Annotated in this window: 1 protein-coding gene; it reads left to right on the forward strand. The window is 43.9% G+C overall.

Translation table 11 applies throughout. From position 1 onward, the window contains the following. Positions 1 to 229 (forward strand): hypothetical protein (locus tag AACW06_RS20695; RefSeq protein ID WP_238336800.1); only part of this gene is annotated, 229 nt, incomplete at its 5' end. Position 230: the final 1 nt, after the last annotated feature.

A 230-nucleotide genomic window follows, 5' to 3' on the forward strand; every position in this document is an offset into this window, starting at 1 on the left:
GATCAATCTCAGGTTGTTCAAGAATCCAGTTCGACCAAACCAACCTGCCGAAAACACGGAACGAATTATCAATGAAATCGTAGCTTTGACCTTAAAAACTCATCAAACACATAACGCCGCGTTAAGTGGTGAGCAACGCGACCACAATCCTAAACCATTGCGCCTTAAACACAAAACTCAACCTAGAATCGAAACTCCCAAGCGTTGGGAATCCGTCTTAAACGCCTAGT

Source organism: Vibrio sp. S12_S33 (genome assembly GCF_963889785.1).
GTDB lineage: Bacteria > Pseudomonadota > Gammaproteobacteria > Enterobacterales > Vibrionaceae > Vibrio > Vibrio aestuarianus.